14 protein-coding genes and 6 pseudogenes are annotated in these 26674 nt (G+C 62.9%); 8 read left to right on the top strand and 12 right to left on the bottom strand.

Features of this window, described 5'->3' with window-relative positions; translation table 11 throughout:
• Positions 1-148 precede the first annotated feature (148 nt).
• Positions 149-1111, top strand: a complete 963-nt coding sequence (locus N0Q91_RS08510; protein ID WP_275597842.1) for a flagellar biosynthetic protein FliO — start codon at positions 149-151, stop codon at positions 1109-1111.
• Between the two features lie 92 nt (positions 1112-1203).
• On the opposite strand, the gene dksA is transcribed toward N0Q91_RS08510, so the two are convergent.
• Positions 1204-1623 (bottom strand): RNA polymerase-binding protein DksA, encoded by a 420-nt coding sequence (dksA, locus tag N0Q91_RS08505; RefSeq protein ID WP_003532995.1) that lies wholly within the window; start codon positions 1621-1623, stop codon positions 1204-1206.
• Between the two features lie 406 nt (positions 1624-2029).
• Here dksA and N0Q91_RS08500 point away from each other — a divergent pair, with 406 nt between their 5' ends.
• The 4 genes and pseudogenes from N0Q91_RS08500 (at position 2030) to N0Q91_RS08485 (ending at position 5994) form a co-directional block, all read left to right on the top strand.
• Positions 2030-2566 (top strand): SixA phosphatase family protein, encoded by a 537-nt coding sequence (locus N0Q91_RS08500; protein WP_275597841.1) that lies wholly within the window; start codon positions 2030-2032, stop codon positions 2564-2566.
• A 168-nt stretch (positions 2567-2734) separates the two neighbouring features.
• Positions 2735-4234, top strand: coding sequence for a YcjX family GTP-binding protein (locus tag N0Q91_RS08495; protein ID WP_275597840.1), 1500 nt, complete (start codon positions 2735-2737; stop codon positions 4232-4234).
• A pseudogene (locus N0Q91_RS08490) lies at positions 4231-5308 on the top strand (YcjF family protein). Before N0Q91_RS08495 ends, N0Q91_RS08490 begins: the two are co-directional and overlap by 4 nt.
• Positions 5309-5442: 134 nt before the next feature.
• The gene (locus tag N0Q91_RS08485; protein WP_018095108.1) at positions 5443-5994 is read left to right on the top strand and encodes a hypothetical protein; all 552 of its coding nucleotides are present in this window, start codon (positions 5443-5445) and stop codon (positions 5992-5994) included.
• A gap of 41 nt (positions 5995-6035) precedes the next feature.
• On the opposite strand, the pseudogene folK reads toward N0Q91_RS08485, so the two are convergent.
• From folK to folP, 3 genes and pseudogenes are all read right to left on the bottom strand, one after another.
• Positions 6036-6561, bottom strand: a pseudogene (gene folK, locus N0Q91_RS08480) (2-amino-4-hydroxy-6-hydroxymethyldihydropteridine diphosphokinase).
• Positions 6548-6919, bottom strand: a complete 372-nt coding sequence (gene folB / locus N0Q91_RS08475) for a dihydroneopterin aldolase (RefSeq protein ID WP_018095110.1) — start codon at positions 6917-6919, stop codon at positions 6548-6550. Before folB ends, folK begins: the two are co-directional and overlap by 14 nt.
• 14 nt (positions 6920-6933) lie before the next feature.
• A complete protein-coding gene (folP, locus tag N0Q91_RS08470; protein WP_275597839.1) occupies positions 6934-7785 on the bottom strand; it encodes a dihydropteroate synthase in 852 nt (283 codons plus the stop codon).
• A 196-nt stretch (positions 7786-7981) separates the two neighbouring features.
• On the opposite strand from folP, the gene N0Q91_RS08465 reads away from it, so the two are divergent.
• Positions 7982-8617 (top strand): DUF922 domain-containing Zn-dependent protease, encoded by a 636-nt coding sequence (locus tag N0Q91_RS08465; RefSeq protein WP_275597838.1) that lies wholly within the window; start codon positions 7982-7984, stop codon positions 8615-8617.
• A 470-nt stretch (positions 8618-9087) separates the two neighbouring features.
• On the opposite strand, the gene N0Q91_RS08460 is transcribed toward N0Q91_RS08465, so the two are convergent.
• Both N0Q91_RS08460 and N0Q91_RS08455 read right to left on the bottom strand, forming a co-directional pair.
• Entirely contained in the window at positions 9088-9408 is a 321-nt protein-coding gene (locus N0Q91_RS08460) for a 2Fe-2S iron-sulfur cluster-binding protein (RefSeq protein ID WP_029957011.1), read from the bottom strand.
• A 398-nt stretch (positions 9409-9806) separates the two neighbouring features.
• Complete coding sequence (locus tag N0Q91_RS08455; protein ID WP_275597837.1) at positions 9807-10175, bottom strand: Hpt domain-containing protein; 369 nt, start codon at positions 10173-10175, stop codon at positions 9807-9809.
• A gap of 504 nt (positions 10176-10679) precedes the next feature.
• Between N0Q91_RS08455 and N0Q91_RS08450 the strand changes: the two are divergent.
• A pseudogene (locus N0Q91_RS08450) lies at positions 10680-16963 on the top strand (apolipoprotein A-IV repeat region-like domain-containing protein).
• A 1184-nt stretch (positions 16964-18147) separates the two neighbouring features.
• On the opposite strand, the gene N0Q91_RS08445 reads toward N0Q91_RS08450, so the two are convergent.
• From N0Q91_RS08445 to N0Q91_RS08425, 5 genes and pseudogenes are all read right to left on the bottom strand, one after another.
• Positions 18148-19017, bottom strand: coding sequence for a cytochrome c1 (locus N0Q91_RS08445; protein ID WP_275597836.1), 870 nt, complete (start codon positions 19015-19017; stop codon positions 18148-18150).
• Between the two features lie 32 nt (positions 19018-19049).
• Positions 19050-20329, bottom strand: a pseudogene (locus tag N0Q91_RS08440) (cytochrome b).
• Between the two features lie 14 nt (positions 20330-20343).
• Entirely contained in the window at positions 20344-20922 is a 579-nt protein-coding gene (gene petA, locus N0Q91_RS08435) for a ubiquinol-cytochrome c reductase iron-sulfur subunit (protein ID WP_275597835.1), read from the bottom strand.
• A 314-nt stretch (positions 20923-21236) separates the two neighbouring features.
• Positions 21237-23158, bottom strand: a pseudogene (locus tag N0Q91_RS08430) (ABC transporter ATP-binding protein).
• 60 nt (positions 23159-23218) lie between these two features.
• Positions 23219-25071 (bottom strand): annotated as a pseudogene (locus N0Q91_RS08425) (ABC transporter ATP-binding protein).
• Between the two features lie 480 nt (positions 25072-25551).
• Here N0Q91_RS08425 and N0Q91_RS08420 point away from each other — a divergent pair.
• Positions 25552-26013: a tRNA (cytidine(34)-2'-O)-methyltransferase gene (locus tag N0Q91_RS08420; RefSeq protein ID WP_100673115.1), complete on the top strand. Its 462-nt coding sequence runs from the start codon at positions 25552-25554 to the stop codon at positions 26011-26013.
• 54 nt (positions 26014-26067) lie between these two features.
• Here N0Q91_RS08420 and N0Q91_RS08415 read toward each other — a convergent pair whose 3' ends face one another.
• A complete protein-coding gene (locus tag N0Q91_RS08415) occupies positions 26068-26640 on the bottom strand; it encodes an NADPH-dependent FMN reductase (RefSeq protein ID WP_010969495.1) in 573 nt (190 codons plus the stop codon).
• Between the last annotated feature and the right edge of the window lie 34 nt (positions 26641-26674).

Genomic DNA, 26674 nt, shown 5'->3' with positions numbered 1-26674 from the left:
TCATCTTTAACAATCAGAGATAACAGCAAAAAGCGTCTCTGCGGAAGCGCTGCGGTCAATTCACAGGGAATGTCGGGCCGAAGCTTGTCCAAGCCCGAAAAAAGCCGTCAAATATTGACATGCGAAGCGGCAGTAAGGAGTTCAGCCTATGTTGGAAACAATCCTCGGGGACAACGCCAGCCGGTTCATGATCGCCGCCGGAGCGGTTGCGATCGGTCTCTTGTGCCTCGTCGCCGTGCTTCGGCTCATGCGCAACAAGCCCTCCTCTCCCTTCGTCCGCGGCGGCAAGAACAGGCAGCCGCGGCTCGCGGTGCTCGATGCCGCCGCAGTCGACACGCGTCGGCGGCTGGTGCTCGTCCGCCGCGACGACGTCGAGCACCTGATCATGATCGGCGGCCCGACGGACATCGTGATCGAAAGCCGCATCGCGCCCGAGGGAGAAGTTCCGGTTCCTGCCGCACTTCAGGCGGAGCCGGAAGAAAAGACGACCCGCGCCCCGATTGCGGAAACCCGGCCTCAGCCGGTTCCTTCCCCTGTCCCGCCCGAACGCCCTCTCCCGACGGAAGCTGCCGCCGATCCCGTTCGGCAACCGGCGCGCCCGAGCGAGCCGCCGCGGGTCGCCGCGCGCCCGGAGCCTCCGGTGCGGGTGGTTCCGGATCAGCAAGGCCCCGCACTCGGCTCACCGCAGCCGCAGCAGGTCTCCAGGCCTTTACCTGCGCCTCACATTCCGCCGGTATCAGCCATCGAGCCGTCGCACACCGATTTCAGCGCGGTGCGTGACCGCTCGCTTCCGGTGGAGCCCGCTGCTCGCGAAGAGCGCCCCGTCCCGCTTACGGCGCTCGAGCCGGTAAAGGGCATGCCGGGCCAATCTCTCCCGCCTCGGCCCGCAGCGCCGGAAGCGGCCGCGGAATTCGAGCGCATGCTCGATGCGGAAATCAGCGGCGATCTCCAGCGCTTCTCACCTTCAGGGCCGCCGCGTCCGGAGATCAGGCCCGCCGGTCGCCAGGAACCGGTACTCGGATCGCCTTCGCAGGAGACCCGCAAGGAGCCGACGATCGAAGAAGAAATGGAAAGGATGCTCGCCGATATCTCCGTGAGCCGCAAATTGTAACTCGTACGCCGCGGAACAACGCATCGGTGCACAAATGAAAACGGCGCGGTCGAACCGCGCCGTTTTCGATAGTCCCAACGGTGTCCCGGGACTTATTCGTCCCGGTAGACCTTCTCGCGACGCTCGTGACGTTCCTGCGCCTCGATCGAGAGAGTTGCGATCGGCCGGGCGTCCAGGCGCTTCAGTCCGATCGGCTCCCCGGTTTCCTCGCAGTAGCCGTAGGTGCCTTCATCGAGCCGCTGCAACGCGGCATCGATTTTGGCAATCAACTTCCGCTGACGGTCCCGAGCGCGCAACTCGATCGCCCGGTCCGTTTCGGACGAGGCGCGGTCCGCAAGATCAGGATGATTGGCGCTCTCCTCCGCCAGGTGATCCAGTGTCTCGCGGGCCTCGCGAAGGATGTCGTTTCTCCAGGCATTCAGCTTCGCACGAAAGTATGCCCGGTGGTTCGCATTCATAAAATCCTCGTCCTCCGACAGGACATAGGTACTAAGATCGATCTTCTCACTCAACGCGATTCTCCTGAAGAACATCTCATTGCGGCGGTGTATAGACCTATGGAAGCTCTGATTCAAGCCTTGTAATCAGTGCTTAACTGCATTTTAACACTGCCCGCATCGCAGGCTAACCGGCTAATATTTCATCACAATTACACGCAAAGTCTTGAACGCCGAAATACCGCTCACCGCCGACGGCATCGGCCGCTTGACGTTCCACGGGCGAGCACGGCGGCATTTCGGATTGCGACATTTGGTGCGCGACCCGCATCGGTTCAATGGGCGCACCGGATCAAAAAACCGCGAAACGCGGCTTGATCTTTACGCCGACCGGCGGGACAACGGAGCATCCGCAAGGCGTTTCCAGCCGTCGGCACCACGGGCGCCTCCATCCTGGGGATTTCCAACACCGGGTGAATACATGCAAGACAGCGTCGTCCCGGCCTTCCAGCTTCTGCTTCTTCGCCACGCCCGATCGGGCTGGGCTTTGCCCGGCCAGAGCGATTTCGATCGCGCGCTCGACGATGTCGGCTTTGCGGAGGCGGAACTCACGGCACAGTCCGCAGCCGACCATCGCATCAGGCCGGACCTGATTCTTCGTTCGACGGCTGTCCGCTGCCGGCAGACGGCCGAACCGCTATACCGCGCATTTGGCGAAGATATCGACATTCGGTACCTCGACCCACTCTATACCGGTCCCACGACCGTCTATGCCGACCTTGTCGAGGCGCATGCGAGCCGACCCTCGCTGATGATCATCGGACACAATCCGATGATGGAGGAGCTCTTTCGACGAATTCTGGGCGAAGAACGGGCGGCTGCGGCACTCGCTGACGGATATCCGCCGGCCGGAATGGCGGTGATCGATTTTGCGGCGCCGCCGAAAGCCGGAAGGGCATGGACAGCGACACTTTCGAAGTTCCTCGTTCCCGCCCTTGAAGAAGCCGCGAAAGGATGAGGCCCTGCCAGCCGCTTCCGCCTGCGGAAACGGCGAATTCGCTTCGCCTTGTTGCGCTGACGGAAACATTTCCTATATCGCTCCAGACGCTACGCGGATGCCCGCGACCCGGTTGGGATATCGGCAAAGCAAACGTACCGCTCATCATTCCCGAAGGGACGAAACAATTTGGCGCCCATTCTCACCAGTTTCAAAGACGACGCGCTGATCGCCCTGGACAATCTCGCCGACCGCGCCGCGGGTCTCGTCACCCCGTCCGTCAGGCTCGGTGTCACCGGCCTTTCGCGGGCCGGCAAGACCGTTTTCATCTCTTCGCTCGTCCACAACCTGCTGAACGGAGGGAGGCTGCCGGTATTCGAACCGGTCCGGTCGGGCCGGGTATCCAAGATCCGGCTCGAACCGCAGCCCGACGACGCGGTGCCGCGCTTTCAATATGAGGATCACATTGCGGCGCTGGTCCGGGATCGGTCCTGGCCGGATTCGACCAGGGCCATATCGCAGCTGCGGATCACCCTCGATTACGAAAGCGCCAGCGGCTGGAACCGTCTGTTCTCTCCCGGGCGGCTGTCGATCGACATCGTCGATTATCCCGGCGAATGGCTGCTCGATCTGCCGCTGCTCGGCCAGGATTTCCGGCAGTTCAGCGACGCAACGGTTCAACGCGCACGCACCGGCATGCGCGCCGACCTGTCGAGCGAGTGGTTGGGACTTGCCGTCGCGCTCGGAGCCTCGGCGCCGGCCGACGAAGGCAGCGCCCGCCGGCTTGCCGAGAGTTTCACCGCCTATCTCAAGGCCTGCAAGGACGACGACCGGTCCCTCTCCACCCTGCCGCCTGGCCGCTTCCTGATGCCGGGCGACCTCGAAGGGTCGCCGGCGCTTACCTTCTCGCCGCTCCCCGACCTGCCTGCGGGCCGCGCCCCAAAGGGTTCGCTCTGGGCGATGATGGAGCGCCGCTACGAAGCCTACAAGACGCATGTGGTAAAACCGTTCTTCCGCGAACATTTTGCCCGCCTCGACCGCCAGATCGTGCTTGTCGACGCGCTTCAGGCGGTCAACCGCGGCACGGAGGCGCTGAAGGATCTGGAACAGGCTCTGGCAGACGTGCTTGCCTGCTTCCGGCCCGGCGTCAACTCCTGGCTGACTTCGTTCGTCACGCGCAAGATCGACCGCGTACTGATCGCCGCCACCAAGGCCGATCACCTGCACCACGAAAGTCACGACCGGCTGGAGCGCATCACGGCTCGCCTCGTCAGCCGGGCGACCGAGCGAATAGGAATGAGCGGGGCGGGCCTTGAGGTCATGGCGCTCGCATCTGTCAGAGCAACGCGGGAGGCCACCGTAGACCACGATGGCCATCGTTTGCCCGTGATCGTCGGAACGCCGATCGCCGGTGAGAAGATCAATGGCGAGATATTCGACGGCGAAAAGAAAACAGCAATATTTCCTGGAGACTTGCCGGAAGATCCTGAACTTCTTTTTGAAGCCGTCGACCGCGTCTCCGCATCGGCCCTATCCGCCTCCGCCCCGGAGCAGGCAATGCCGGAACTGAATTTCGTCCGCTTCCGGCCGCCGCATCTCGAGGAGACGCGCGGCGGTTTGAAACTCTCCGTGCCGCATATCCGGCTCGACAGGGCCATGCAGTTCCTACTCGGAGATCGCCTAGCATGAGTGATGACTTCAACGACCGTCGACGCAGGCCGGCCGCCTTTTCCGTCGAGGCCGAGGAGGCCACCAAACGCGAGATGGAACAGACGCCGCGGCGCCCACCGGGGAGTTTCAGCGAAAAGATCGTCATGACGCCCGATGCCGAGGACCCGTTCATCGGGACCACCGCGGCGATCGAATCGCTCAACCTGCCGGAAGCAAAGCCGCAACGGCGCCGGCTCTCCTTCGGCAAGATCGCCGGGGGGCTTTCGGCATCCTCATTTCGCTCGCGGTCGGGCTTTGGATCGACCGGCTTGTGCGCGACCTCTTTCGCGCGCCGACTGGCTTGGCTACGGAGCCGTCGCAGTCGTGGCGATCGGCGTCGTCGCTTTCCTGATCGTGGTCGCGCGCGAAGTCTTCGGCATGATGCAACTGACTGCCGTCCAGACGCTGAAAGCCGATCTGGCCGCGGCCGCCGCGGCCGGAAAGACGCAAGCCGCACGTGCTGCGACCGCGAGGCTCGTTCACCTGCTCGCCGGCAATCCCCGGACGGCCAAGGGCCGTGCCCGCCTGACGGAGACCGAGGGCGATATCATCGATGCACCCCATCTCATCGAACTGACGGAGCGTGAATTGCTGGCGCCGCTCGACCGCGAGGCGCGGCGGATCATTCTTGGCGCCGCGAAGCGGGTGTCGATCGTGACTGCCGTCAGTCCGCGCGCACTCGTGGACCTCGGCTACGTGATCTACGAATCCGCGCGGTTGATCCGTGCCATGGCCGAACTCTACGGCAGCCGCCCGGGCACGCTCGGCCTGCTGCGCCTGATGCGCGACGTCATCGCGCATCTCGCCGTCACCGGCTCGATCGCCGTCGGCGACAGCCTCATCCAGCAGATCCTCGGCCACGGCCTGGCATCCAAGCTGTCCGCCCGCCTCGGCGAGGGCGTGATCAACGGGCTGATGACGGCGCGCATAGGGATCGCGGCGATGGATCTCTGCAGGCCGATGCCGTTTCGCGCGCTGAAGCGCCCCAGTATCGGCGACTTTCTGGGCGACCTGGCGCCCGGCGCCGCACGGTCCGAGGACGCAGCCGGCTGATCGTCGATCGATCGCCGGCGCGCCCTGCCCTCTACGCAAGATAAGCGGCCCAGAAGCCGGGCTGAAACCATCCGTTAACCATTTTCACGGCAATGTAGACGTCAGTTTCCAGCTTGATCCATCAAGGACTGCTCATGCTCTCGCGCCCTTCTCCGATTGTTCGCGGCATTGCCGTTATCGCGCTCGTCGCCGCCGCGGGCCTTGCGACACCCGCGTTCTCCGGCGCCCGTGACAAGGCGTTCTTCGACAGGATTGCCGGGCAATGGAAAGGCCCGGGCGAAATCGTTGCCGGCAAGTACAAGGGCACGAAGTTTACCTGCGATCTTACCGGTGAAGCGGCACCCGGCAACGAAGCCGGCCTGAAGCTGGACGGCTTCTGCCGCGTCGGGGTATTCAAGCAGCCGATGTCGGCGACGATCGTCCGGAAGGGCAACAGCTACACCGGAAAGTTCCTGGACGGTGCCGAGGGCAAGGGTCTCGACGTCGTGTCCGGCAGCGTTGCCAAGGACAAGGTGGTCGTCGGGATCAACCGCAAAAAGCTCAATGGCGCGATGATCGCGCGCCTGCACGGCGAAGAAACAATGAACATCACGATCTCGGTGAAGGTCGAGGACACCATGGTTCCGGTCATCGGTGTGAGCCTCAACCGGCAGATGGACGATATCGCCGTCGGTTCGATCGAGTAACCACCCTTCCCGACAGACCTGTACGAGCACGGCTTCTCCGCTTATTGCTCCGCGCGCCACCATTCGACGTTTTCGTCGGCCACTTCGATACCCTTCACATGCCGCCCGGCCCAGCCATTCTCTGACTGTCCGTCCGTCGACGGTAAGGTCTGCGGCAAAGTCGGCGAGCGGCTTCAGCACGAAGCCGCGTTCGGTCATGCGCGGATGAGGCAGCGTGAGCGTCGCGCTCGCCCTGTTGAGGTCACCGAAGGTCAGGAGATCGATGTCGATGGTGCGGGGACCCCAGCGCTCCATTCTCACACGCTTCATGGCTCGTTCGATCTCGAGACAGGCGGCAAGCAATGCCTCTGGTTCCAGCGTCGTTTCGACTTCCGCACAGGCGTTGAAGAACCAATCCTGATCCGTCTTGCCCCATGGCGGCGTGCGGTAGAGCCGCGAAACCGCGACGATCCGGCAATCCGACCGCGCATCGAGCGCCCGCAGGGCTTCTGCCATCGACCGGCGCGGATCGCCGAGATTGCCGCCGAGACCGAGTATCGCGTGCCGCCAGCTCCTATTCGGCGACATGCTCGACCGTGACTTCCACGTAGTCCAGGATGCCCGGAACCGGCGCGTTCGGCTTGCGGATGGAGACCTTTGCCCGGCGAATTTGGCGAAAACGGGCGCAAAGCGTCTTGGCGACCTCAAGCGCCAGCGCTTCGATCAGGTAACGCCGGCGTCCAGTGACGATCCTCTCGATCTCGGCGAAGGCGATGCCGTAATGCACGGTGTCGTCGATGCAGTCCTCGGCAAGCGCCGTCCCCTGGTCGACGACCAGTTCCGCATCGACGAAGAAACGCTGCCCGAGAAACTCCTCTTCGTCGAGCACGCCATGGCGGGCAAAGAACGCGCAGTTCTTCAGTGTGATCGTGTAGGTCGCAGTCATGGCTTCATGTCCCGTCAGCTGATCTTTGCGGCCAGCATAGCATCGGCCACCGCTAACGCATCCCTGTTGATTGCGACATCGTGTACCCGAAAAATCGCAGCGCCGGCAGTTCTGAGGAGCGCCGTCGTCGCGGCGGTACCGACGTCGCGGTCTTCCGCCTCTCGGCCCGTCACCGCACCGACGAAGCGCTTGCGCGAAGTTCCGACAAGAAGCGGCCGTCGAAACCCATGCAACGCCCTGAAGCGCGCCATCAGTTCGAGGTTCTCGTTCGTGTCCTTCGCGAATCCAAAGCCCGGATCGAGCACGACCCGTTCCCGCGCCACGCCGGCGTCGGCGGCGATCCGCAGAGACCGTTCCAGGAAATGGAACTGATCCTCGATCACATCGCTCAGTTTCTCCCGATCGCGTCCGGTATGCATGATGCAGAGCCCCGCACCCGTCTCGGCCGCCACGGCCGCGATCGCCGGCTCGCGCTGCAACCCGTGCACGTCGTTGACGATGTGGGCGCCGGCGTGAACCGCCAAACGCGCGGTTTCCGCGCGGTAGGTATCGACCGAGATGACGGCCCGGGACTGCCGCGCGATCGCGGCGATAACGGGCAGAACGCGGGCCTGTTCCTCGTCGGCGCTGACCGGTTTGGCGTCCGGTCGCGTGGATTCGCCGCCGATATCCAGGATTTCCGCACCCGCCTCCAATGCGCGCAGCGCAGCTCTGACAGCAGCGTCGGGATCAGCGAAGCGCCCGCCGTCGGAAAATGAATCCGGTGTAACATTGATGATCGCCATCAAAACGCCACGCGGGCCCAGTTCGAGATCGCGTCCATGCGCCAATTGCCAGCGCCAGGGCTGAAATGGATCGTATGTCATTGTTCCGGTCCGCAGCTGAACGGTTTGAATTCACCGCCCGTCATGGTGCAAATATATCATTCGAAAGCAACATGTTATGACGCCTTCCTCACACACCTTGCAAGCTTGTCGACGTCGGTTGGGGCCGATTTGTGTTGCGCTGGCTTTGGCTATGCCCCAAGCTTCAATGAAGTTCAACCGGCGAGAACGCGCTTCCATGCCCCGACTACACATCCCGCTGCGTGCAGCCCTGGTCGCATTGCTCGTCGGAGTCCCGTTCGGCAACGCCTCGGGCGAAACACTGATCAGCAAGAGAATCTCCTACTTCTCGATCGGCGGGCGCACGGCCGCAGAACTCGACAAGGCGCTTTCGGCGTCCGGCCCTATGATGAAGAGCACCGGAACGCGGCATCCGGGCGCCACCCGGATCAAGTTCGGCGGCACGGTCACCTATGTTAGTCGCGACGACCGCTGCGCGGTGGGCTCGGCCAAAGTCACGCTCAACACGCGCATCATTCTGCCACGCTGGAAGCATCGTCGACAGGCGGGCCGCGATCTGGCCCTGGTCTGGGACACGCTGGCGAGCGACATCAAGCGCCACGAGGAACGCCATGCGGAGATCGCGCGCATCCACGCGCGCCAGATGGAAAAGGCACTGCTTTCACTGAAAGCCGAGGACAGTTGCGAGCGCATGCAGGCCCGGGTAGCGGAAGTAAGCGCCGAAGAAGTCGAGCGGCACGACAAGGACCAGGCGCGCTTCGACCGCACCGAGGCGGCGAATTTCGACCGGCGGATGATCCGGTTGCTGCAATACCGCCTCGAAAGCCTGAAGAAGAACGCCAAGGCCCGCTGATGGCGTGAGGCAGGCCGTGCATCGCCGCGGCGCGAAGCGCGGGACCGTGTCCGCGCTTTCGATCGGAATACCCCAAAGAAACGGTGGGATATAGTTTCCGCTTCAGAAGAAAACGCCGGGAACCCACAGTATTTTACTGGCGGAATCTAGTGATAGCGGGGCGCAGCCGACTCAGCTATATTAAAGTCATGCAACGAGCGGAGGAACCGAAGTTCAACTGCTCGATGAAGTTGACATTGGATTGCGGATCAATACCGAGATCTCGCGTTTTAGTGGCAACCGGCGTGAGTTTGGCTTCGTCGTCTTCGGCTATTGCAGCATTATCCGGACGATGAGGCAGCACAGGTTCTCCTGGCGTGTCCTGGTGCGGCAGATGTTCCCTCCCTCATCTGCATGCGATGCGCCCTCCTAGCCTCGCTTGTCGATTGACCGGCGAGGCTTTTTTTGCAACGACGGCCCGTTCGAGCCGATCAGGCCTGGCGCTCGGGGACATGAACGACAAGCCCGTCCAGAGCTTCGCTCATCTTGATCTGACAGGAGAGACGCGAGGTCGGACGCACGTCGTAGGCGAAGTCCAGCATATCCTCTTCCATCGCTTCCGGCGTGCCGACCTGCGCCGCCCAGGCCTCGTCGACATAGACATGACAGGTGGCGCAGGCACAGGCCCCGCCGCACTCCGCCTCGATCCCGGGGACCGAATTGCGAACCGCATTCTCCATGACCGTGGAGCCGTTCTCGACATCGAGTTCGTGGCGCGCGCCGTCAAAGGCTACGATCGTAAGTTTTGTCATTTTTCTTTCCGGAACGAATTGAGGGGCCGGCCGGCTGGCACAGGGCTTGTCAGGACTAGGCGGTGCCCCGGCTTTGAATTCAGGGCACGTTCTTCCAACAAATCAACCGGCCAGTCAACACAATGCGGCCGGTCCGCACAGCCTCAAATTGCCGCGGCGGTCGGGCAGATCGCGTTTAATGATAGGTTTTAAGCCATCCCGCCCAAAAGTGCGCAGCGGTTTTGGGACAACGACATGCACAATAACGACAAGCTGCAGCCAGATCACGTTCATGTTTCTAGGTCGGGGTCGACCGACATGAGCGTGACCGGCCCCAAAAGTTAGAGCGGGATGCGAGCGGAAAACCGCGCCCGCTTTCCTCACCCGCTCTTGCGCCCGATAGGTGCGCGCGCTTCAGGTCAACGGCAGAGTTTCAAAACGAAGAGCTCAGCCTCGAGAACGGCAGCGCCGAGAGCGCTCCGCAGAGCAGCATCGGCGGGACATGTCTCGATGGCGGCTGCAGCCTCGGCGACCGCGACCGCACCGACCGCGAGAGCCGCCCCCTTCAGACGGTGGGCCTCCTGGCTGCAGGCCTCTGCGTCACGTTCCGCCATCTCGGCCATCGCCTGACGTGCCTGACGCGCAAAGAGCTTCAGAACCTCGATCTCGAGCGCCGTGTCCCCCATGGTCTGTCTGTAGAGATGCGCAAGGTCGATGGGATTCCTGCTGGAGGGAGTGGAACTTGCGGGGATGTCCGGTGCCTCGAAGGCTATTTTGAGTGTCGCCATGGGCTCGCTTCCTACAATCGATTTCGCGTAAACAATCGCACCGTTTTCAAACAGGAATATCGGTGCGCGGCACTGCCATTGACCTAAAACGCGGCGCAATGGAGGCAGAAAAATTGAGGAAATGGTTAACGACCATTAAACCGGCTGATTCCCTTGGCTTTTCGGGTCCCGAGCGCTCGCTTCCGTTAAGAAATCATTAGGATTTTAATGAATGGGGAACGCTCATAATTGTAAGAGCCCGGCTAATGTGTCACTACGATACGATTAGGAACGGGTCCGTATATGAAAATGGCAACTGTTCCGGTGGATAAGCTGCGTCCCAAGGTGTCGCAGGGCATAGGCTGCGGCTATCCATCGAGGCGATGTAATGGGTGATCAGTCAATCTGTGGCTTCGTTGCGAAGCTTGGACCTTGCGGTCACCGCCCTGGTTCGGATGTTCCGCTGGGCACCTGGCGGCACAGGAAGACGGCCATCATCGGGCAATAGTAGTGAGGCGTATCCGTATGGCGACGAAGAAGACCAACGAGTCGATCGACGAAAAGGCGTTCCAGGCGCTGGAAGCTGCCCTGAAGATCGACTTTGACGACCTGAAGTCGGCCTTGAACGACGAGACTTCCCTGGACGAGCCGGTGCCGGAAAGTGTGTCCGAGAGCGCCCGCCAGGCCGCCGGTTCCGGTGAGGCCCGCGCCGCACGAACGCAACAGGAAGCTGCGAAGCCCGCGCGCGGCGCCGAAGCACCGCGCAGTTTTGCGAGCGAAATGGCTCCGAAGCAGCCCCCCTGGCGCCGGCCAACGATGACACGCGCAAATCCCCGGCCGCCATGCTGCGCTCGCTGGAGGTCCGCTCGAGCCGCGCGGCAATCCGCGTCGCTGCGATCGTCTCGCTGGTCTGGACAGTGGCCGGACTCGGCGTCGCCCACCTTCTTTATGCGCCCGGGATCTGGCAGATCCGCTCTCTCGGCGATCTCGCGGCAATGCCTGGAGCGATCGGCATCCTGCTCGGCATCGCCCTGCCCGTCATGCTCTTCTTCTCCTTCGCGATCATGATCGCGCGTGCTCAGGAACTGCGCAGCGCCGCGCGTTCGATGGCAGAGGTCGCGATGCGCCTCGCCGAGCCGGAAACCAATGCCGCCGACCGCGTCATGACGGTCGGTCAGGCCGTGCGCCGCGAAGTCTCGGCGATGAACGAGGGCATCGAGCGCACCATCGCCCGGGCAACCGAGCTCGAAGCGCTCGTGCATTCGGAAGTCAGCGCACTCGAGCGCAGCTACAGCGAAAACGAACTGCGTGTCCGCACGCTCGTCCAGGAGCTCGGTCTCGAACGCGAGGCGATCATCGGCCATTCGGATCGGATCCGCACGGCTATCGCCGGCGCGCATACCAAGCTGAAGGACGATCTCGAAACTGCAAGCGAGGACATTGCGTCGCGCATCGCCGTTTCCGGGGAGGCCTTCGCTTCGCTCATCGATACCCGGGCCGCGGCACTTACCGACAAATCGGACCATGCGCTCGAAAATCTGAGCACCATGCTGACCACCCGGACCGACGCATTGCTTTCCGGCGTTACGACCGCCGGAGTGGCGCTCAGCAATGAGTTCGACGCGCGTCTCGATGCGCTCAGCGATAACCTGACGCAGCGTGGCGAGCAGTTGCTCAGCCAATTCGAAACCCGTGCCTCGACGCTCGACGCCAATACCGAGAAGCTCAACGCCGCCCTGAACGAACGCGCCCGTCAGCTCAACGAGACGCTGATCGCCCGCACACGTGACCTCAATGAGAGCCTCAGGATAGGCCAGCAGGCGATTTCCGGCGGTCTCGACGACGTGCTTTCCTCGCTCAACTCGGCCCTTGACGAAAAGGGAGCGAGCTTCCGCCAGAGCCTCAAGTCGAGCGCCGACGACGCCATCATGGATCTCGATCTGCGCGGCGGCTTTTTCGAGGAAAAGCTGCAGACGACGGTCGGCCAACTGGCAAGCGCCTTCGACGAACGCTTCCACGAATTTGCAAGCGCCTTCGACAAGCGGGCCAGCCAGCTCGACACCAAGCTCATGGAAAGCCTCCACCGGATCAACGAGACCGTTTCCGGCGGCTCGGAGGCGATCGGCGGCGCCCTTGACAGCAGCGTGGACAAGATCAATTCGGCGCTGTCCGACCAGTCGCTCACCCTGGCAACGGCGCTCGGCGCGACGCAGGACTTCATCGAGGAGACTATCGGCAGCCGCACCTCCGAGCTCAGCAGCCTGATCGGCAACGCGCACAACCGCATCGAGAGCGTGCTTTCGGACAAGACCGGCTCGCTGATGGGCGCGCTGACCGAAGCGCAGGAGCGCATCGAAAACGGCTTCGGCCAGCGTGCCGATGCGCTTGCCAACGCGCTGACGGCGAGCGAGCGAAGCCTGACGGACGGACTAGACTCCCGTACATCGGCCTTCATCGAGGGCTTGCAGTCTGCTCATGCCCGCATCGAGCAGACTCTTACCGGCTCCACCGACGAGATCACGAGCGCGATCGCCGCAAGCCAGCATCGGCTCGACAACACGCTTTCGGAACGGACCGCCGCGCTGTCGAGCGCCCTCGCCTCAGGAACAAGCGTCATCGAAAGTGCCGTCGGCGGCACAGCAGACCGGCTTGAGCGTGTCCTTTCCGAGCGTGGGCAGTCGATCACCGACGCACTGTCCAACCAGACAGCGGCGCTCGACGGCGTGCTCGCCGAGCGCGCGACGCAAATCAATTCCACCATGTCGGCCCGCGCCAGCGAAATGGCTGACTCGCTAAGCCGTCATGCCGAGGACGTCGCCGACAGCCTGACTTTCCGCGCCATGGCGGTCGCCGAGACCATGACCGACCGCGTCGGCGAGATCGAAAACAAGCTTTCGCAGAGCGTCTCCGAAGTCGCCGAAAACCTGGGCGGCCGCGTCAGCCTGATCGCCGATACGCTCACCGATACCAGCGCCCGCATTGCCGAGGACCTGAGCAGCCGAGTCGGAAAGATTTCCGAGACGCTGGCCGGTACAAGCGCCGAAATTGCGGAAGCGCTTACCGCCCGCACGTCGGAAGCAACCGCTTCGCTTGCAGGAAAAGCGGCCGAGATCGAACAGACGCTCACCGGCAGGGCCTCGCACCTGCGCGATACGCTGACGACGACGCACGACGAGATCCGTTCGACGCTCGACGACCGGATCACGGCGATCAACCTTGCCGTCGGCCAAGGCCGCGAGCAGCTGGAAGAACTGCTCTCGGATCAGTCCATGGCGATGGCAACGACCCTGGCGACCAGCGCCAGCATGCTCGAAATGTCGCTGGAAGAGCGCCAGGCATCGATCGCCGGTGCGATCGCGCGCAGCACCGAGGCGCTCGCCGCCCGCACGTCGGAAGCAACCGCATCGCTTGCCGACAAGGCCACCGAGATCGATCGGACGCTCTCCGGCAAGGCCGCGCAACTGCGCGATACGCTGGCGACCACCCATGAGCAATTGCGCACGACCCTCGACGAGCGGATCAACACCATCAACCTCTCGGTTGGCCAGGGACGCGAGCGGCTCGAAGAGTTGCTGTCCGACCAGTCGATGGCGATGGCCACCACACTGGCGACCAGCGCCAGCATGCTCGAAATGTCGCTGGAAGAGCGCCAGGCATCGATCGCCGGAGCGATCGATCGCAGCGCCGAGGCGCTCGACTCCCGCATGCGCTCGACGACGGGCGAGATTGCGGAACGTCTGGCCGAAACAGCCGATCAGATCAGTCTGGCGGCCGACACGCTCACCAACCGCGTCGACATTTCGATCAGCGGCGTCAATAGCCGCCTCGACGAAACCGGCTCGCGCATCGAGACAAGCCTCGGTTCGCTCGAAGAGCGCATCCGCGGCAGCGTCGGCGACGTCGACGCCATTCTCGGCGAAACCGGCGCACGCATCGAAACGAGCCTCGGCTCCCTCGAAGAGCGCATCCGCGGCAGCGTGGGCGATGTAGACGCCATTCTCGGTGATACCGGCGCGCGCATCGAAACGAGCCTCGGCTCCCTCGAGGAGCGCATCCGCGACAGCGTCGGCAGCGTCAATGCGATCGTCGACAATGCCGGCCAGCGGATCGCCGACAGCCTCGGTGAGCGCGCAGGCGAAATCGACCGGATCAGCGAAGCTGCGGCAACGCGCATATCGACTGCCATCGAAGCCGGCACGGGCCGGATCGAGGAGCGGCTCGGCACGATGGATCGGGCCCTCAATATCGGCCTCGACAACGTAAACCGCACGATCGAAGGGAAAGCTGCGGCGCTCGTAACCAGCCTGCGTGGTGCCGTCAGCGACGCCACCCAGGAGATCGACGCGGAAGCCGCCCGGTCGGCCGGGCTCCTGTCCAAGGCCGGCGCCGACTTCGCGGGTGCGCTCGCCGCGAGCAACGCCGAATTTGCATCGTCGATCGAGCAAACCGCATCGGCCACGGCCGCACGCCACGCCGATCTCGCCCGCTCGGTCGCGGAAGCCGCGGACACGGCGACCGCCCGATTGGCCTCGACCAACAGCCAGATCGCGACCCATGCCAAGAGCATTCAGCAGAGCCTGACCGAGGCGGAGAAAGCGCTCGATGCGCGCGGCCAGTCCATCCGCAGCACGCTCGACGAAAGCACCCGCGAACTCAACTCGATGCTTGCCGGGCGCTCGATGGAACTGTCGCGTCTTCTCGACGAGCAGGCTCGCCCTGTCATCGAACAATACGCCGCCACCGGCAAGGAGGCCGCCGAACGCATCGCTTCCCTCACCCAGGAAAGCGCCGACCGCCTGCGTGCCGAAAACGCCGCGCTCATCAACGCCATTACCGAACGGACCGGCGAGACGCTCGACGCCATCTCGTTGCGTGCGGAAGAGACCGCCAAGGCGATGAAAATGGTCGAGAACCGGCTGCAGTCGACGGCCATGGGCCTGATCGATCAGCTTGCGTCGAGCAATTCGGCGATCGCCACGGTCATCGACCAGGCGAGCGGCAACCTCGGAGATATGGACCAGCGGCTCGAGGCGACCGCCGCAAAGGTCTCGGAAACGGCGCGGCAAGCCTCCGACATGCTCTCCACCTCGACCCGCCTGATCGAAGGCAAAGTCGACAAGCTGTCGGACATTTCCTCCTCGACATTGTCGCAGATCGGCGGCATCGTCGGCCGCTTCGAAGACCATTCGAAGGTACTCGGACAGGCTTCCGACCTCCTGGCGGCCGCCCAGTCGAACCTGGTGAGCACGCTCGAAGAGCGCCAGGACGCGCTTCGGACACTCTCGGTCGGCCTCGTCCAGCGTTCGGAGGAGATCGAGCGGACCATGCGCGCTCTCGAGGGCTTCGTCGACGGCGCCTTCCAGCGCGCCGAGGAACGCTCCGGTCAGGTTGCCGGCAATCTGCGCAGCGGGATCCAAACCTCCTTCGCCGATGTGGGCCGACTGCTGTCGAACACCGAACAGCGGGCAATCGAGGCTGCAGAGGCCCTGCGCGATACGCTTGTGAAGGCGAGCGATGAAGCCGCCGCTTCGGTCGAAGGGGTCTTCTCGCAGGCCGAGGAACGTTCACGCCAGATCGCCGACAGACTGCGCTCCGGCGTCGAGACGTCCTTTGCCGACGCAAACAAGACGCTTTCGCAGGTCGAAGGACGTGCACTCAGCGCCTCCGAGGCCCTGCGGCAGGTCATGGCAAAGACCGGCGAGGAAGCCCGCCAGGCGCTCGAAGGCGCGTTCGCCACCGTGGAAGAGCGTGCCAAGGACGCGGCCTCGCGGCTGCGCGGCAGTATCGGTGCGTCGGTCTCCGACGTCGAGCGTATGCTGGCCGAGAGCGGCAAGAAGTCCGATGGCGTCGCAGCACAGTTGCGCGAAGCCGTCCGCCAGGCGATCGAGGATGCGATCGGCCGTTTCAACGGCGCAACCGACGACATCCGTCGTTCCGCCGGCGAAATCCGCAAGGAACTCGACATGACGCGCGAAGAATTGAAGCGCGGCGCTTTCGACCTTCCGGAAGAGGCCAAGGAAAATGCCGCGCTGATGCGGCGCGCCGTCGGCGAACAGATCAAGGCGTTGCAGGAATTGTCCGAGATCATCGGCAAGTCTTCCTCGCAGCTCGAAGTCGCCCAGCCGGTTCGCCAGCAGGAAGCCCCCGCTGCCCCGGCAGCCCGCGTCGTCGCGCCACAAGCCGTCGCACCGCAGTCATCGCTGCCGCAAGCCGCCGTGCCGCATCCTGCCGCACCGCAGCCGGCTCCGAATGCCGCTCTGCGCGGAAGCCTGGGCATAGAGCAGGCCACCCGCCCGCTGCAGCCTGCCCGGCCGCCGGCAACGGAGGAACGCGCCGAAGAGGGCGGCGGCTGGATGCGCGATCTCCTGCGCGCGGCTTCCCGCGAGGAAGAGCCTGCAGCAGCGCGGCCGCGGTCGCCGGAAAGCCAACCGGTGGCAAAAGCCGGCGACAGCCGCAACCCTCGCCATGTCGTCGAGTCGCTGAATTCGCTCTCGGTGGACATTGCGCGTGCGATCGACCACGACGCCTCCGTCGAGCTTTGGCGGCGCTATCAGCGCGGCGAACGGGACGTCTTCACCCGCCGCCTGTACACGCTGAAGGGGCAGCAGACCTTTGACGAAATCAAGCGCAAATACGATCGCGAACCGGAGTTCCGCACCGCCGTCGACCGCTATATCGCCGACTTCGAAAAGCTGCTCGCCGATGTGGCGCGCAACGATCCCGACAAGCGCATCACCCAGACCTACCTGACGTCCGATACGGGCAAGGTCTACACCATGCTTGCCCACGCGGCAGGGCGCTTCAGCTGACACGGACAGCAATCGGTCTCTCGGGAACGGCCTCGTCGCAAGACGGGGCCGTTTCTATTCATCTCTCCTCTTCCTCATCTCTCTCTGTGCTCGTCACGGAGATGAGAGCAGCGCCGCGCCTGCGGCGCGGAAGAGCCTTTCCAGCCCAAGGACTTGGTCTGGCTGGATTCCTGTGACAAGCACAGGAATGAGGGACCGGGGATGTCCCGCTACTACATCGAAGCGAAGCGGGACGCTGTAAACGGGCCTGGCCCGCGACCTTTCCGCGCCGCCTCGCTATCTTCACGGTTTATGAAACGCGCCGAGCGATCGCACCCTCTCCGCCCTCGTCCCTGTGCTCGTCACAGGGATCCAGCAGCGCCGCGTCTGCGGCGCGGGAAGCGTTCTTTCAGCCCGAGGACTTGGTCTGGCTGGTTCCCTGTGACAAGCACAGGAATGAGGGACCGGGATGTCCCGCTACTACATCGAAGCGGAGCGGGACGCTGTAAACGGGCCTGGCCCGCGACCTTTCCGCGCCGCCTCGCTATCTTCACGGTTTATGAAACGCGCCGAGGGGTCGCACCCTCTCGACCCTCATCCCTGTGCTTGTCACAGGGATCCAGCAGCGCCGCGTCTGCGGCGCGGGAAGCGTTCTTTCAGCCCAAGGACTTGGTCTGGCTGGATTCCTGTGACAAGCACAGGAATGAGGGACCGAGATGTGCGGCTACTACAACTATTGCTTGCGAATATGCGAGGGAATGGTCAGCCTATGACGCAATGAAAGGTTACGTCTACATTCTCGCATCGAGACGCTGTATACGGGCGTGACCCGGGACCTTCCGCGCCGCCTCACGATCTTCACGGTATAGGACGCGCCGAGGGGCCGCACCCTCTCCGCCCTCATCCCTGTGCTCGTCACAGGGATCCAGCAGCGCCGCGTCTGCGGCGCGGGAAGAGTCCTCCGGGGGAGCCGTTGCCACGGAGAGAAACCGGCTGGCACTCGCTTCAAGCGACGCGGTCTGCCAACGGCATTGTTTGGGATCGGTGAAGGTCAAGCCGCGTGTCGTCTCCCCCTTATGGGGAGAATAGCTGCGGCAGGCCTTCGCTTCGAATTCTGCGTTCTGCCCGCATGCCACAAAAAAGCCCCGGTAAAAAACACCGAGGCTTCCTGTCGGTCAGGCCTGCTGGCCAGCAAGCAAACCGGATCAATGTTCCTTGTTCGCGTAGACCGACTTCTTCGTCAGGTAGATTAGGCCCGTGAAGATGAGCAGGAACACCATGACCATGAAGCCGGTGCGCTTGCGATCTTCCAGATGCGGCTCGGCGGCCCACATCAGGAACGCCGAGACGTCCTTGGCATATTGGTCCACGGTCTGGGGGGCGCCGTCGTCATAGGTGACCTGGTCGTCGGAGATCGGCGGTGCCATCGCCAGTGCCGCGGCGCTGGCGAAATACGGGTTGTAATGCGTGCCTTCGGCCACTTCCACGCCCGCCGGCGGATCCTGATAGCCGGTCAGAAGCGCATGGATGTAATCCGGACCGCCTTCCTGGTAGGGCCAGAACATGTCGAAGACGAATTGCGGGAAACCGCGTTCGATGCCGCGTGCCTTCGCGATCAGCGAAAAGTCCGGCGGTGCCGCGCCATTGTTCGAAGCAGCCGCTGCTTCCTTGTTCGGGAAGGGTGACGGGAAGTGATCGGACGGAACGGCCTTGCGCGTGAACATCTCGCCATCCGCGTTCGGACCGTCCTCGACTTCGTAATTCGCAGCGAAGGCCTTCACCTGCGCTTCGGAGTAACCGAGGTCCTCGAGCGTCCGGAAGGACACGAGCTGCATCGAGTGGCAGGCCGAACAGACCTCGGTGTAGACCTTCAGGCCACGCTGCAGCTGCCCCTTGTCGTAGTGGCCGAACAGCCCGGCAAAAGTCCAGTCCTGCTGTTCCGGCTTGTGGATCGGGTAGTGGGGCGTGCCCCCGGCGTGCTCCTCGCCGCCCGCTTCGTCCTGCGCGACAGCCGCTCCAAACCCGAGACCGGCGACGACAGCAAGTGACAGAATGCCTGTAACAAGCTTTTTCATTGTTGTGGATTCCTTATCGATCGCTGTTCCGGTCAGGCGCGTGCGGGCTTCAACTGCGCCTTGGCATTCTGTTTTTCCAGCACCGCTTCGGTGATGGAGTTAGGAATGCGCTTCGGCGTCTCGATCAGACCGAGGATCGGCATGATGACGAGGAAGAAGGCGAAGTAATACAACGTGCCGAGCTGCGACATCACGACATAGAGGCCTTCCGCCGGGCGCGAACCCAGCCAGCCGAGCATGATGCAGTTAGCAACGAAGATCCAGAAGCACAGCTTGTACCAGGGGCGGTAGACAGCCGAGCGGACCTTCGACGTGTCGAGCCAGGGCAGGAAGAACAGGATGAGGATCGAGCCGAACATCACCAGAACGCCGCCAAGCTTGGAGTCGATCGGGCCGACGTTGAAGGTGATGGCGCGCAGCATCGCGTAGAACGGCAGGTAGTACCATTCCGGAACGATATGAGCAGGAGTCTTCAGCGCGTCCGCCGGAATATAGTTGTCCGGGTGTCCGAGGAAGTTCGGCATGTAGAAGACGAACCAGGCATAGACGATCAGGAAAACCGATACACCGAGCGCATCCTTCAGCGTCGCATAGGGCGTGAAGGGCACGGTGTCGGACTTGGACTTGACCTCCACCCCGGTCGGGTTGGTCTGGCCGGTGACATGCAGCGCCCAGATGTGCAGGACGACGACGCCTGCGATCATGAACGGCAGAAGGTAATGCAGCGAGAAAAAGCGGTTGAGCGTCGGCTGGTCGACGGCGAAGCCGCCGAGCAGGAACTGCTGGATCCACTCGCCCACCAGCGGGAAGGCCGAGAAGAAGCCGGTGATGACGGTTGCCCCCAGAAGGACATCTGCCCCCAGGGCAGCACGTAGCCCATGAAGCCGGTCGCCATCATCAGGAGATAGATGACCACGCCGAGGATCCAGAGGATCTCTCGCGGCGCCTTGTAGGAGCCGTAATAGAGGCCGCGGGCGATATGCAGGTAGACCGCGATGAAGAAGAACGACGCACCGTTGGCGTGCAGGTAACGCAGCAGCCAACCGTGATTGACGTCGCGCATGATCTTCTCGACCGAATTGAAGGCGACGTTCGTTTCTGCGGCATAGTGCATGGCCAGGACGACGCCGGTGAGGATCTGCACGATCAGCATCACCGAAAGCATAGCACCAAAGGTGTAAGCGTAGTTCAGGTTGCGCGGAACCGGATAGGAGACGAACGAGTCGTGAACGAGCCGGGGCAGCGGAAGACGGGAGTCAACCCACTTCTCGATGCCTGTCGTTGGCGTGTAGGTTGAATGATCAGCACTCATTATCAGTAGTCCCCTCAACCGATCTTGATGACTGTGTCGGAAACGAACGAGAAGGTCGGCACGGCGAGGTTTTCCGGTGCCGGGCCTTTGCGGATACGGCCGGCCGTGTCGTAGTGCGAGCCGTGGCAGGGACAGAACCAGCCGCCGAAATCGCCCGCCTGACCGAGCGGAACGCAACCGAGGTGGGTGCAGACCCCCACCATGATGATCCAGTTTTCCTTGCCCTCGCCGGCGGAACGATCGAGATCGTTTGCCTCGGCATCGGACGGAAGGTTGGCGTTGCGCGCCACCGGATCCTTCAATTCTTCGAGTGCTACGGCCTTGGCCTCTTCCACTTCCTTATCGGTGCGGTTGCGGATGAAGACCGGCCTGCCGCGCCACTTCGCCGTCAGCGACATGCCCGGCTGCAAGCTCGAAACGTCGACTTCGATCGAAGCAAGCGCCAGCGTGGATGCGTCCGGACGCATTTGATCGATGAACGGCCATGCCGCCGCACCGGCCCCGACAACGCCGGCCATACCGGTAGCCAGGTATAGGAAATCGCGGCGAGTGGGCTCGCCCATGGTCTCGCTTGAAGTCTCGTGTTCGCTCACGGCTAAAACATCCTCTCACGCAAATGTTGCGGAAACCGCATCCGCCCCCGGCGCGCTTCCTGCCCCGTCCCGAGCCTGGAACCACGCCCCGTCAAACGCTGGCACCCCATCCGGCCCCTTGAGGCAAGCCACGGATCGGATGTCAGAATCCGGGAAAAATTCTGCACGCAGATTCCCCATCAATCCGGCGCGTTCTATGCCTGATCGCAGATTATGTCCAGCCTTGACAAGGGGCCGCGGGCAGATTGTCGCGGGGAAAGGCGCGACCAATTGGCACAAGGACTTGACGCGTTATAGCCGCGCCGCGGAGCGCCCTATTCCGCGGCCTCTTCGCGCGCGATGAAACCGCCCGACTGGCGCGACCAGAGATCGGCGTAGAGACCGCCATTGGCGATCAGTTCGGCATGGGTGCCGTCCTCGACGATACGGCCTCTGTCCATGACGACGAGACGGTCGAGCGCGGCGATCGTCGATAACCGATGCGCGATGGCCAGCACCGTCTTGCCCTGCATCAGCCGTTCCAGATTGGACTGAATCGCCGCTTCCACTTCCGAATCGAGCGCCGAAGTCGCCTCGTCCAGCACGAGAATCGGCGCATCCTTGAGCATGACCCGGGCAATTGCGATACGTTGGCGCTGGCCGCCGGAAAGTTTGACGCCGCGCTCACCCACATGTGCATCGAACCCTCTGCGGCCGCGCTGATCCTGCAGACCGACGATGAAGTCATGGGCTTCCGCCCTGCGCGCCGCCTCGACCAATTGCTCCTCGCCCGCCCCCGGTCGCCCGAAGAGGATATTGTCGCGGATCGACCGGTGCAAAAGAGACGTGTCCTGGCTGACCATGCCGATCTGGCTGCGCAGCGATTCCTGCCGGACGGCAGCGACGTCCTGTCCGTCGATGAGGATCCGCCCTCCTTCGAGATCGTAGAATCGCAACAGCAGATTGACGAGGGTCGACTTGCCGGCACCCGAACGGCCGACGATGCCGACTTTCTCCCCGGTCGGATGGTGAGCGAAAAGTCGTCGATGACCCCTCCGCCCCTGCCGTAGTGAAACGTCACATGTTCGAAGCGGATTTCCGGACGGCTGACCCGCAGTTCCGGTGCGCCCGGCCGGTCGGTCAGCCCGATCGGCTGCGATACCAGCTCCGCCGAATTCTGAATCGTGCCGATATTGCGCATGATCGCATTGAATTGCGACATCATCCGCCCGAGCAGCATGTTGAGGCGCAGGACCAGCGCCAGGGTGAACGCGACGGCGCCGGAACTGACCGCGCCCGCCAACCACAAGTGAACGGCGTAGACCGCGATCGCCGCGATCATCATGCCGGACAAAAGCGCGAGCGATGCCCTGACCCCCGTCAGCAGGCGCGTGAAAGGGATGACTGCTCCCTGGAAGCGGTGGAACCCACCCCGAATATAACGGTCGTTCTCCTCGTCACTGCCGAACAGCTTCAGCGTCTGAATGTTCGCATAGGCATCGACCATGCGGCCGTTCAGCATCGACGCCATCTCCGCCGTGTCGCGGGCATGCTTGCGCACGCGCGGGACGAAATAGCGCGCGAGCACCAGGAAGATCACGATCCAGAAGGCGACCATCGCCGCCAACCGCCAGTCCAACTGGGCGATCAGCGCCATGGTCGAGGCCGTGTAGATGACGATGAACCAAACCACCTGCAACAGCGAAACGATCAGGTCGCTCGTCGCCTGTGCGCCGCTCCAGACCTTGGTGACGATACGCCCGGAAAAGTCGTTCTGAAAGAAGGAGAGCGACTGGCGCGCGACATGGACATAGGATTGCCAGCGCACCAGGTTCAGGAAGCCGGTGATGATCGACTGCTCCTCCACCAGCGCGGCAAGCGTCACCGCAAGGAAGCGGAACACCAGGACCGTCAGCAGCATGAAGAGCAGTTCCGGTCCGTTGGTCGAGATCAACCCATGCCAGCCGTCCTCCGGTCGGATCGTATCGAGCACATCGACAAGCCGACCGACGAAATAGAACAGGCCGGCTTCCAGCATCGCCACCAGACCGCCGAGCACGGCCATGGCGAGGAAAGGACCTTTCGCCTGGCTGGCGTAAAACCAGGCATAACCCAAGAGCGACCGCGGCGGCTGCAGCCGCTCGCGCGGCGCAAAGGGGTCGATCCAGTTTTCGAAAATCTTGACGATGGCGCGCAGCATCGTTCCGATATAGGCGGTTCTGAAATCCGGGCAATCCGTTTTCGCTTCCGCGCCCATTACGATTGCGTAACGCCGGCCCGCTGAACGCGGAGCCGGCAGTGGCCCGGAGGCGGCGGATTACTCCGCCGCCTCCTCCTTTTCGACCTCGTCGGCGATGAAGCCGCCGGACTGGCGCGACCAGAGATCGGCATAAATGCCGCGCCTGGCGACGAGTTCGCCGTGAGAGCCGGTCTCGACGATCCGGCCGGCTTCGAGGATAACCAGGCGATCCATCTCCGTCAGCGTGGATAGGCGATGCGCGATGGCGATCACCGTCTTGCCGGACATCAGTGCGAAGAGATTTTCCTGAATAGCCGCCTCCACCTCCGAGTCGAGCGCAGACGTCGCTTCGTCGAGGATGAGGATCGGTGCGTCCTTCAGGAAAACACGGGCGATCGCAATCCTTTGCCGCTGACCGCCCGAAAGCTTGACCCCGCGTTCGCCGACCTGAGCGTCGAGCCCTCGCCTGCCCAGATTGTCTTCGAGCGTCTGGATGAAGTCCCAGGCATTCGCTTTCTTCGCGGCGGCGATGATGTCGTCGTCGCTTGCCTGCGGATGCCCATAGGCGATGTTGTCGCGAATGGAGCGATGCAGCAGCGACGTGTCCTGCGTCACGACGCCGATCTGGGAACGCAGGCTGTCCTGGGTGACGGTCGAGATGTCCACGCCGTCGATCCGGATCGCGCCGGATTCCAGATCGTAGAAGCGCAGAAGCAGGTTCATCAAGGTCGTCTTGCCGGCGCCGGAGCGGCCGACCAGCCCGATCTTCTCCCCGGGCCGGATATCGAGCGAAAGCCGGTCTATGACGCCCTTGGCCTTGCCGTAATGGAAGCGGATGTCTTCGAAGCTGATCGCACCCTGGTCCGCCTTGAGCGTCAGGGCAGCCGGCTTGTCGACGATGTCGTGCGCCTTGGTCATCATGCCCATGCCGTCATAGACAGTGCCGATATTCTCGAACAGCGCCGACACTTCCCACATGATCCATTGCGACATGCCGTTGACGCGCATGGCAAGACCGATCGCGACCGCGATCGCGCCGATCGAGATTCCGCTCGTCAGCCACAGATAGATTCCGAGAGCGCCGACGGAAAAAAGGGCGATACAGTTGTTTGCGTAGACGAATATGTGGAAGAGCGTGACCTTCCGCATCTGCCGGTACACGGTGCTCAGGAATTCGTCCATGCCCGCGCGGGCGTATGTCTCCTCCCGCCCGGCATGGGAAAAAGCTTGACGGTCCCGATATTGGTGTAGCTGTCGACGATGCGTCCGGTCATCATCGAGCGCGCGTCGGCCTGTTCCTTGGAGATCTTCTGCAGCCGCGGAACGAAATAGGTGACGATCACGATATAGATGACGAGCCACAGCCCGAGCGGCATCACGAGGCGCCAATCCGCGGCCGCCACGACGATCAGCATCGTCGCGAAATAACTCACCACATAGACGAAGACGTCGAGGATCTTCATCACCGTTTCGCGGACCGCGAGCGACGTCTGCATGACCTTCGTCGCCACGCGCCCGGCAAACTCGTTGGCGAAGAACGTCATGCTCTGCCTGAGCAGATAGCGATGCATCTGCCACCGCGCGATCATCGGATAATTGCCGAGCAACACCTGATGCATCACGAAGGAGTCGAGGGCGACCAGCCCCGGCAGACCGATAAGAATGAGGGCTGCCATCCAGGCGAGCCTGCCGCCTTCGGTCGCAAGAAAGGTTTCGCGGTCAGCGGTGGACAGCCAATCGACCACATTGCCCAGGAACTGGAACAAGGCCACTTCGCCGATCGCGATCAGCATGGTGCAGATCGACATGATCAAGAGCCACGGAGCCGCGGGCCTGGTATAGTGCCAGCAAAAGGCAAAGAGACCCTTTGGCGGAAGCTTCGGCTCCTCCGTCGGATAAGGATCGAGGCGGGATTCAAACCAGCCGAACATTGTCTAGCCCCTTCAGATAGCTTGAAGGAAAGCGGGTCGCCCCGCATTCTTTATCTTGAAAAATACAACCCGGAAATGACGCCCGCGAGCGGAGCATGACCCCGGATGAACCGGAGCGCGCATCGCTCGATCGAAAAAAAGCAGAGGCGCGGAACCGGTCAGGCCAGGAAAGGCCGTGTTACTCGTGGGAGGCGCGTCAACATCAGAACAGTCATGCATGCCTCCTTCGGTTCGCGTTGAAGAGGACAGAGCTTTAACCTTATTCGTGCTGCCATGCCAGATTGTCGCAGGCATTTTCTTGACCAATTTTTCGCCGACCGTTGGTCTGTTGCCAATACGGCACAAATTAGCGGCGGCAAAAGAAGCGGCCCCGAATGAATCGTCTCGGAGGACACCCGACCATGGATCGCGAAGCCGATCGGTGGCATAGGAACCGTCATCAATCACTCCCACGCTCCAATCCATTCTATCGACAAGCGCATGAACGACCTCCGCATCGCCCTTTACCAGCCTGACATTCCAGGCAATACCGGAACGATCCTGCGGCTCGCCGCCTGCCTCGGTCTTTCGGTCGACATCATCGAGCCTGCCGGTTTCGATCTTTCGGACCGCAATCTCAAGCGTGCGGGAATGGACTATATCGCGGCGGTGACCATGACTCGGCACGTCAGCTGGGAGCGTTTCGAAACATGGCGGTCGAGCACCGGCAGACGCCTCGTGCTCGCCTCCACCAAGGCGGCCGCCCCCTATACGCGCTTCAGCTTCCGGCCGGACGACGTCCTTCTCTTCGGCAGGGAAAGCGCCGGGGTACCCGATCACGTCCACGAACGGGCCGAAGCGCGCATCCTCATACCGATGGCGCCCGGCCAGCGTTCGCTCAACATCGCCATGGCAACCGCCATGATCGCTGGAGAAGCGCTGCGGCAGACCGGCGCCTTCTGAGCCGAAACGAGCGGCGGCCCTCAGCGGCACCCCGGTCCGGTGTCCTGACGGCGGTCATGCGGCGATCTCGTTGTAGGGCGTTGCCTTGCGGGCGTATTTCAGGGTGCGCGCCCACCAGGTCAGCCGGTCGATCATCAGGAATAGCGGCGCACGCATCTCTTCCGGTTTGTAGAGATTTCCCGCCGCATCGAACTTCGACCAGGCCTTCGCGAAGGAGATTCCGTCGCGAAGGGTGACGGCGTGCAATTCGCCGAAGACCTGCCGCAATTGTTCGACGGCCCGTATGCCGCCCGATGCGCCGCCATAGGAAACGAAGGCTACCGGCTTTGCGTGCCAGGGCTCATAGACCGCATCGATCATCTCCTTCAAGGCCGCCGGGTAGCCGTGGTTGTACTCCGGAGTGATGACGATGAATGCGTCCGCTTCGGCGACCTTCCGCTCCATCCACTCGGCTGGACCGGCGGATTTGTCGCCGCGAGCGCTTTTCATTCTGACGGGATCGATGATCGTCAGGCTGAACACGTCGGACGTCTCGAGCTCACGAATGAGCCAGCTCGCGACCGTGTCGCAGAAACGGCCCTGCCGTGCGCTGCCGTAGATCAGGGCAAGGGTCATCTTTTCAGTCATGCTATGTCGGCTCCATGTTGTCGGTTACAGGGAG

Source organism: Sinorhizobium prairiense (assembly GCF_029201645.2).
GTDB lineage: Bacteria > Pseudomonadota > Alphaproteobacteria > Rhizobiales > Rhizobiaceae > Sinorhizobium > Sinorhizobium meliloti_A.
Note: the sequence above shows the minus strand (reverse complement) of the source record. Positions and strands in the feature narration are given on the sequence as shown.